Genomic DNA, 9,260 nt, shown 5'->3' with positions numbered 1-9,260 from the left:
CTTATCGGGATCCTGCTCTTTAAGTACATTCAGAAGAAAGCAAAGTACGACTGGAACCTCTCGAATCTGGTCAACTTTATCAGGCTGAACATATTCGTGAAAATTGATCTGTGGAAATGGGCGGATGATCCGTTCATTTCAGGAAAACCTCCCGATAAAAAAGGACAATATGTGCTCTTTTAGTAACACACATAGGATACCTTTCCAGTAATTAACCAAATTCTTCAATTGAACACAAATGGAGAAGGATTTTTTATGCCAAAAAATTTATTTAGGACAGTACTGGTATAAATATTCGAAAAAAGCTTCATCAATAGGGTTGATAGCTAACGAAGAACAATATTACTTCTTTACATTATTTATATTCTTTAAAGTTAATTAATCCTGTCATCAGTTTGTATAGAAAATCATTTCAAAACTTTAATATCTGATGGAAAATAGAATAATAAAAAAAGAAACAACTGGCGGAAAATTGCACCACTTATAGCTTGAATAAATGAAGCAAAAATAACCGATCCCACTTAAAATAGAAATCCGAAAAACCATCAAATAAAACTACCTTCAACTCACCTTTATTTGATGTTCATTGGAAAGGCAATTGGATGAGTATGCATGAATCAAATGTTATACTTATAGATTATACTTATTCAATACTGCAGCATACCCCTATTAATATTACAGAACACCAAATTACCCCCTAATAGTCTTTGAAATATTCAATCCAATATCAACCTCAAACAAACCGATCCAAAGTTTACCAGAAAAAAAATCTTGTGCAAAAGGAGATAAAAAAGAAGAAGAAAAAAAAGAAAGCTTTCATTCCAAAACTAGTTAAGAAAAGTTCACTCAACAAAATCTAAAATCATTCGGAATAAATATTCCATCCTAAAAATCACAATGCCAAAAGTGCGGCAAAAAAAACGAAAGAAAATCCCGAACTGACCTCGGAAAACAAGCAATAAGATAAGCGTTCAAATTTTAAAGCCAGCATAAATAAATGCCATTATGGCATACCTTTTTCTAAACGAATAGACTTATTAGAAAGGCTAAATCCTTAACATTAGCATAGGACGAATAAGCCCCGCTCATAACCGAAGATTCCCAAACATAGGAGATCTGAAAACACTAACTTGAAAAATGAATTTCCAATCTATAAAATGTATCCAAAAAAACGAAAGGATATTGAACAATGTCTATCAACGTAATAGACATAAATTTTGAATTGAACAGCATCCTGCTTCATCTCTTGGAATATTTAATAAATAAACATACATTTACAGCAAGCAATAATTTGTCCGAATGAGTGGAGTCAACAAATTCCAAAACGCACAAAAAAGCACAAAAAACAACCAAAAATTAGTGAATTATGAATAAACATAAAAACAATATAAAAGCTTGTATTTCAGCATTTAAAAGTTTATTAATAAAACACTAACTTAAATTAAATCTTAGATTTTGTACTAATATTTTTAGCATAACATGTTTTTAAGACAAAAATCATTATATAAATATATATTTATCAGTATTTTAACTTGTATTATATTAACCATATATACACAACAAGTAAAAGCTCAACTTTTTGACTCCGACCAAGCCTCTTCTAAGACGAAATGGAGACAGATAAATGAAGCCCGATTCCAATTGATATTCCCTCAAGAATTTGAAAAAGCAGCTCCTCTCCTCGCCTCTCAGATCAACAGCATGTTGGATAATGCCAGTAAGGATCTAGGAATAAATCCAAGGAAGATTTCAATCATAGTTCAAGAGAACCATATCGAACAGAATGGTTTCGCTCAATTGGCTCCACGTAAAGTGGAACTATTCTCCACACCTGGGCCGGCTAGCGACAACACCAATTGGTTACCGAACCTCGTCCAGCACGAACTTAGACATGTAGCACAGTTTGACAAATTGACAGGTAAAATCAAAGGTTCGTTTTTCGAACAATTGGCTTTAGCCTTATACGGACTTCATCTTCCGGCATGGTACTTTGAGGGGGATGCCGTCTCTATCGAAACCCAATTCTCCAATGGTGGCCGAGGAAGATCCAGCGCCTGGATGGTTCCCCTAAAAGCCAATATGGTAGCCGGCAAAAACTATTCATTCGATAAAAATATTCTTGGGTCTTTCAAAGATATTACCCCCTCTTACTACCTCACCGGATATCTGATGAATAGCTACCTCAGCAACAATTTTGGATATCCCGTGAAGGAGAAGATCATGGACAACATGAGGAAAAATCTACTGCGTCCCTTCAACTTTAATGTTGCCCTGAAGAAAGAAACAGACATGAACAGTAAGGCACTATACACGCAAAGTATGAAGGCGTATAAGGGCACTTGGGAAATGCATATCAAACCCGAACATGAGGATATTATTTCTCCAAAAAACGACCGATATTTCAGCCATTATTACCTCCCTCAAACCAATGGTTCAGGAGAAATTTTCACCTTGGTGGAATCGCCAGATCGGATACCCCATCTGGCAAAAATCGAACAGAATAGCAGTAAAAAATTGTTTCAGCTCGGTTATCAGCTCCGCCCATATTTTCACTTAAACGATAAGCATATAGTATGGGACGAAATCAGAAGGGATGCCCGATTTGGTAAACAGACCTATAATATTATCCGGATTTATGATATAAAGACGAAAAAATCGAAGGACCTCAGCAAAAACAGCCGTTTTTACAGCCCTGTAATCGATTCAAATTCTGAAAATGTATATACGGCCCATGTAGATCAAACAAACGTTTCTAGCCTAGTTAAAATCAATTTAGAGACATTGGACGTTCAAGAGGTTGTGCAAATGCCTGCGGATTTCCAGTTATTACAGCCTGCTCTTCATCCAAAAAACAACAAGATAGTAGCCATTGTCTTGAGTCAAAAAGGCAATAATCTGATCGAAATAGATTTGGAATCCAAGTCTTGGGAACCCCTATTCGCTTGGTCGAACCAAGAGTTTGAGCGCCCGATCTATGCCGGTGAAAGCGTTATTTTCAAGGCACAAAAAGATCAAAAAGATAATATTTTCTGGTTGGATCTTGGTAATGGATCAGTCTCCCAGGTCACCTTTTCGAGCTTGGGAAACTATTCGCCAAGCAGCTATGATGGGAATATCCTTTACTATAACAGCTATAAATTTAATGGCCAAAAGGTAGGAAAACTTAGGTTGGATTCTATAAAATTCCATCCGGTGAAGATTGATGAGAACAATCCGGCGATCATGGATCGGCAGCTTAATGCTATCTATAGTTTGGAAAATCAACCTCAAAATCAAGACTACCAGATCAAAAAATACAATCCTTTAAGCCATCTTTTCAACTTCCATAGCCTTAGCATAAGCGCTAATAATTTTGAAAGTTTTGATAATTACAGGCCAGGTATTTTCTGGATCGCCAATGATCTGCTGAATACTTCGCAGGTCAAATTGGGTTATGAATATGATCTGGAAAGGGAGAAAAGCAGCTATTCAGCAGAGGTTACTTATCAGAAATATTATCCGAAATTCACGGTGAGTTATGAAAACAGGGGGCTGATAGGTCAGGCGAAAGTGGGAAATAACGGCACGCAAACCATCAATTTTGATTATAGGGAACATGTGTATATGTTGGATATGCAGATCCCTATGGTCAAATACAGGGGCAATGTGATTTACAGTTATGGGTTGAATTTTGGGACTTCCTATCAGAAAAGGTATGATCTGAGCATGGATAATTTAAGGAATTTCAGGTATGAAATTGCATTTCCATTAAATTATCAGGTTTATTTGAACCGCAATTGGCGCCGCAGCCAAATGGATCTGATCCCAAAATGGGGACAGAACATCAATTTTATTTATAGGCATGTACCTTTTACATCCGGCATGACGGGTAATATCTGGGTGTTAAAGAGTAATTTTTACTTTCCTGGTTTCTTTAGGAACCACGGTTTTCAGGCTAGGTTATCTTATCAGAATGGGTTTGGGCAGTTTGCCAATTCGAATGAACTCCCTATGGTGGGTGGCTGGGCTCATTTCAAATCCGAGAAGGTGGATAATACCTTGTTGTTGAATTATCGTTTTCCGATTGCTTATCCGGATTGGTCGATTGGCCCTTTGGGGTATATCAAAAGATTCCATGGGTATCTGTTTTCGGATTATCAGAATTTGGAGGATAGTGGGTTTTCACCGGCATCATATGGGGTTGGACTCTCTATGGATTTCAATTTGATGAGGTATAAATTGCCGGATTTTGGGCTGGGTGGGAAATTGAGTTTTATTAATCATCCAAGCGCAAGAGGAAAGGTAGTGCCGAGTTTTAGCTTTAGTTATAGTTATTAAGAATTTTGGGAGCCACGCGTCATTGCGAACTCTACGTCATTGCGAGGAGGTACGACGAAGCAATCTTTGGACTTTGCTTTGGAATTTGACTTTGGACTATTGTCATCCTGAGCGCAGTCGAAGGATCTGTACGGTTACATACGAACAGATGCTTCGACTACGCTCAGCATGACATGTGGGAAGATTGCTTCGTTCCTCGCAATGACGCGGAGTTTGCAATGACGCGGAGCTCGCAATGCCAGAGAGCCCCTCCCAAAAACCTTTCTAATCCATTATCGCCTTCACTCCTGGCAAAGTCTTCCCTTCCATATATTCCAATAAAGCACCACCACCGGTACTTACATAACTCACATGTTCCGTCATCCCAAATTTCGAGATTGCTGCAGCAGAATCACCACCACCGATCAACGAAAAAGCACCACGCTCCGTAGCTGCTACAACCGCATTCGCCACCGCACGTGTTCCCTTCTCAAATGTCTCCACCTCAAAAACACCCATTGGACCATTCCACAACAAGGTATTCGATGCCATAATCACATCAAAGAAATGTTCTGAAGACTCCTTACCAATATCCAATCCTTGTAGATCAGCTGGAATCTCATCGATGGGACCATCATACACCTTCGCATCATTCGCAAAACGATCCGCAATCTGTGCATCTGTTGGCAACACCAAATTCACCCCTTTTTCATCCGCTTTCTTCACCAATTCATTCGCCAGATCCAACTTATCCAATTCTACAATGGATTTACCGATCTCACCACCACGAGCCTTGATAAAGGTATAAGCCATACCGCCACCAATGATCAAATTATCCACTTTATCCAACAAGGCTTCGATCAGTTCCAATTTATCTGAAACCTTCGCACCACCCATGATCGCTGTAAACGGGCGCTCAGGCTTGTTCATCACTTTCTCCGCATTATTGATCTCATTAGACATCAGGTATCCAACAAATTTATTTCCCGGAAAATATTCCGCAATAATAGCTGTTGAAGCATGCGCACGGTGCGCAGTTCCAAAAGCATCATTCACATACACATCCCCAAGTTCAGCTAATTTCTTAGCAAAATCCTTATCTCCTTTTTCCTCTTCTTTATGAAAACGAAGGTTTTCCAACAAAAGAACTTCTCCAGGTTTTAATGCTGCAGCTTTTTCCTTTGCCTGCTCCCCAATGCAATCATCAGCAAACTGAACGTCAACACCCAACACTTCCGATAGGTGTTTAACAATATGTTTCAAGGAATATTTATCGGTAGGACCTTCTTTTGGTCTGCCTAAATGGGACATCAAGATCACGGAACCACCATCCTTTAAGATTTTCTTGATGGTCGGCAATGCCCCTTGAATCCTGTTATCGTCTGTAATATTAAAGTCGTCATCAAGAGGCACATTGAAGTCTACTCTCACCAATGCTTTCTTGTCCTTAAAATTCAAATCGTCTACTGTTTTCATGATATTTTTTTATTTCCGGTTGATTTTCGTGTCTAAAGATATAAAAAAGGCGTTGAACCCAAAACGATAGTCAACGCCTTTTTAGTTTAATATATTTCTACCAAATAAGGTATTCGTGCCTGTATTCCAGACCGCTTCGTAATTTTTTTAATTTCCGTGAGGTATTTCACATAATCACCCATCTCATCCTCCAGCATCCACATCTTGATTTTTTCTTTGGAGGTGGATAATAGATTGGCAAATGGTTCTTTCGCTCGAGGGTATTCGGAAACACGGTAATTATCCAGTTTCGCCTTTTTTGCAGCGGCTTCAATAGCCTCATCCAACCCAGCTACGCGGTCCACCAGCTTTAACTTAACTGCCTGTTCCCCAGTCCATACACGTCCCTGCCCGATACTATCCACATTGGCAACATCTATTTTACGACCATCAGCCACACGTTTCATAAAAACCTGATAGATCTTGTTCACCCCACCTTGAATGATACTTTTTTCCTCTTCCGTTAGTGGTCTATCCATATCGACATCCATATCTGCGAATTTAGCTGTCTTCACCGCATCAAAATGGATCCCTAATTTATCATTGAACAGCTTCTGCATATTGGGGATCATTCCGAATACCCCAATAGAGCCTGTCAATGTCGTTGGATCAGCAAATATGGAATCCGCAGCTGCAGAAATATAATAACCTCCCGATGCGGCATAATCACCCATGGAAACAATCACAGGTTTTACCTTTTTGGTCAGATCCACTTCCCGCCAGATATTTTCTGATGCCAACGCCGAACCACCTGGTGAATTTACCCGCAAAACGATCGCTTTAACCCGATCATCCGTGCGGAGATCCCGAAGTTCGCGTGATATTTTATCTCCCCCAATCTGTCCTTCCATCCCTTCACCATCTACAATCTCGCCATAAGCATACAATACCGCCACACGGCTAGCACCTGCTTCGCCTGCATCTGCTTTATTATTATAATCCAAGATCGAGACATAAGGAATATCCTTTTTCGCATCGATCCCTAATTTTCCACGCAATTTTGCCAAGACCTCATCTTTATATAACAGACCATTAACAAAACCATATATCTTGGCATCCTCCGGTTCACGGATCAGATATCCGTCAGCAATGTGCTTCAAGCTATCCACGGTGATCTTTTTGCTGTTGGAGATGTCCTGTAAAAAGGTATTATAGATACTTCCTAAGTAGGAATTCACCTGTTCCTTATTCGCTTCGCTCATGCTGTTCATCATAAAAGGCTCCACCGCACTTTTATAAGTTCCAACCTTCAGGATCTGCATATCTACACCCAGCTTTTCCATGGCTTCCTTAAAAAACATCACCGAAGTCGCTAGCCCACGAAAATCCAAACTTCCTTGCGGATTTAGGTAGATCTCATCGGCTACACTGTTCATGTAATATCCTTTTTGACTCATTACATCACTGAAGGCGAGGACGAATTTTCCTGATTCTTTAAAATCTACAATGGCTTCTCGAATGGCTTTAGCAGTAGGAAACCCCGCATTAACGCCCGCAACATTCAAATAGATCCCTTTGATATTCGCATCTTCTTTTGCGGCTTTGATCCTGGAAAGGATATCATTCAAGCCAATGCTGCGCGTACCGGAATAACCAGGAACATCCAGTCCCTCGAAAGGATTGGGCTCCGTTTTTTCGGTGATGGTGTGATCCAGATTGATCATGAGCACGGCATTGCTCGGGGTAATAGTTTCTGATTTTGTGCCAACAGAACTCACCATGGCGCCAATTATTCCAATAACGATAAAAAATAAAATAATGGAACTAATAATAATACCGGTGATCGTGGCTAATACATACTTAAAAAATGATCTCATACATGTTATGCTTTAGCGTCAGTAAAAATAAGTTATTATTCCAACTTTCCTAATAACTATTCCTATATTAAACGCATGAATCGAGTATACATTTTGTTGGGTGCAAACATAGGTGATCCTTGGCAGCAACTGGCTGCTGCAAGGCTGGAAATTGAGGAACGTATCGGTAGCATTGAACTTCAGTCCAGCATTTATGAATCGGAGGCCTGGGGAGTAACCGATCAGCCTGTATTTTTAAATCAGGTATTAGCCGTATCCACTGCGTATTCGGCCATGGAATGTTTGGACATCGCCTTGGACATTGAGCGTGATCTAGGTCGGGTTCGCTTAAAAAAATGGGGCTCACGTGTAATTGACATCGATTTACTCTATTTCAACGAGGAAATAATTAATACGGAAAGACTGAAAATACCACATCCCTATATCCAAGAACGCAATTTTACCCTGGTGCCTTTGGTCGAAATTTCTCCACAATATCTTCATCCGGTTTTAAAGAAAATAAACAAAACCTTATTATTGGAGTCTAAAGACACATTAACAGTTAAAAAACACATTCATGAACACCTATAATATTATCGACGCTGATATTATTCAAAGCAATATGATGAATAATACAGAAGTGATAAAACAAATGATTTCCATGTTTTTGGGACAGGGTAAGGAGGATTTTAAGGCTCTTCAAGAGCTGGTGGAAAACAAGGATTTCGCGGGAATCAAATCCAAAGCCCATCATATCAAACCGACCATGGAATACATTGGCGCAAGCAGTCTAAGATACCAGTTCCAGGAATTGGAAAACTTGGTGACATCAGGCGCGGCTTACACCGACTTGAAAAGCCATTTCACGATTATGGAAAGAGACTTCAAGGAAGCCATGGAAGAGCTCGAAGATTATGCCTCTACCCTATCCTGATTTTTCTCCGACGAAAAATGGATAAAGGAAAACAGGATATAGATCAACAACACTAACGGTAAGGCCAGAAACCTTAACCAAACCAATAATAGCACACTAACGATCAGAAATAGGTATTTGTATTTGTTCACAGACCATTTCAAGCTATTCAGTTTCATCGAGAACAATTTAATTTCAGATACCAAAAGTAGGCTGGATACGATCGCTATGCCTATCAATAGGTAAGCGTTGTTCAGTATTTGGTATTGTTGAGCAATAAAGGGAAGGGAGATGATCACAAAGGTGTTCATTGGGGTATTCACGCCTATGAAATCGGTCGTTTGGCGGGTATCAATATTGAATTTCGCCAGGCGTAAGGCCGAGAAAACGGTAATAATAAAGCCAATATAAGGCAGGTATTCCTGATCTGTAGCGTTTTTCAACATCATATACATAATCACGCCAGGCACAAACCCGAAACTGATCACATCTGCCAAAGAGTCCAGTTCCTTTCCTATCAGCGATTTTACATGAAGGGCGCGAGCCACCATACCATCGAAAAAATCAAATATTCCAGATGCCAATACGCAATAAAAAGCATAATTAAATTCTCCTTTCAGAACGAACAGCACAGCAATGCATCCGGAGAATAAATTGAGTGACGTTATGGTATTGGGGATATATTTCTTCATAAATAAAAAAAGCCATCTTTGTAACAAAGATGGCTTAAAAATATCAAT

Annotated in this window: 6 protein-coding genes and 1 pseudogene; 4 read left to right on the top strand and 3 right to left on the bottom strand. The window is 39.4% G+C overall.

The window, feature by feature from the left end; genetic code table 11:
- Positions 1–183, top strand: a pseudogene (locus CRJ00_RS18820) (IS4 family transposase); the annotation flags it as partial.
- A gap of 1,296 nt (positions 184–1,479) precedes the next feature.
- Positions 1,480–4,317 (top strand): TolB family protein, encoded by a 2,838-nt coding sequence (locus CRJ00_RS11175; protein WP_099366951.1) that lies wholly within the window; start codon positions 1,480–1,482, stop codon positions 4,315–4,317.
- 264 nt (positions 4,318–4,581) lie between these two features.
- Here the strand turns inward: CRJ00_RS11175 and CRJ00_RS11170 are convergent, their stop codons facing one another.
- Together CRJ00_RS11170 and sppA are read right to left on the bottom strand one after the other, a co-directional pair.
- Complete coding sequence (locus CRJ00_RS11170; protein WP_099366950.1) at positions 4,582–5,772, bottom strand: phosphoglycerate kinase; 1,191 nt, start codon at positions 5,770–5,772, stop codon at positions 4,582–4,584.
- A gap of 86 nt (positions 5,773–5,858) precedes the next feature.
- On the bottom strand, positions 5,859–7,628 hold the full coding sequence (sppA, locus tag CRJ00_RS11165) for a signal peptide peptidase SppA (protein ID WP_099366949.1): 1,770 nt from the start codon (positions 7,626–7,628) through the stop codon (positions 5,859–5,861).
- A 75-nt stretch (positions 7,629–7,703) separates the two neighbouring features.
- On the opposite strand from sppA, the gene folK reads away from it, so the two are divergent.
- Positions 7,704–8,198, top strand: coding sequence for a 2-amino-4-hydroxy-6-hydroxymethyldihydropteridine diphosphokinase (gene folK / locus CRJ00_RS11160; RefSeq protein ID WP_099366948.1), 495 nt, complete (start codon positions 7,704–7,706; stop codon positions 8,196–8,198).
- Positions 8,185–8,541, top strand: coding sequence for an Hpt domain-containing protein (locus tag CRJ00_RS11155; protein ID WP_099366947.1), 357 nt, complete (start codon positions 8,185–8,187; stop codon positions 8,539–8,541). The genes folK and CRJ00_RS11155 overlap by 14 nt, the downstream gene beginning before the upstream one ends.
- Here CRJ00_RS11155 and pssA read toward each other — a convergent pair.
- The gene (gene pssA / locus CRJ00_RS11150; protein ID WP_099366946.1) at positions 8,520–9,212 is read right to left on the bottom strand and encodes a CDP-diacylglycerol--serine O-phosphatidyltransferase; all 693 of its coding nucleotides are present in this window, start codon (positions 9,210–9,212) and stop codon (positions 8,520–8,522) included. The two genes, CRJ00_RS11155 and pssA, sit on opposite strands and share 22 nt — an antisense overlap.
- Between the last annotated feature and the right edge of the window lie 48 nt (positions 9,213–9,260).

The sequence above is a fragment of the Sphingobacterium sp. 1.A.4 genome (assembly GCF_002734245.1).
Taxonomy (GTDB): Bacteria; Bacteroidota; Bacteroidia; order Sphingobacteriales; family Sphingobacteriaceae; genus Sphingobacterium; species Sphingobacterium tenebrionis.
The sequence above is the reverse complement of the archived record's forward strand: the minus strand, read 5'-3'. Positions and strand labels throughout refer to the sequence as shown.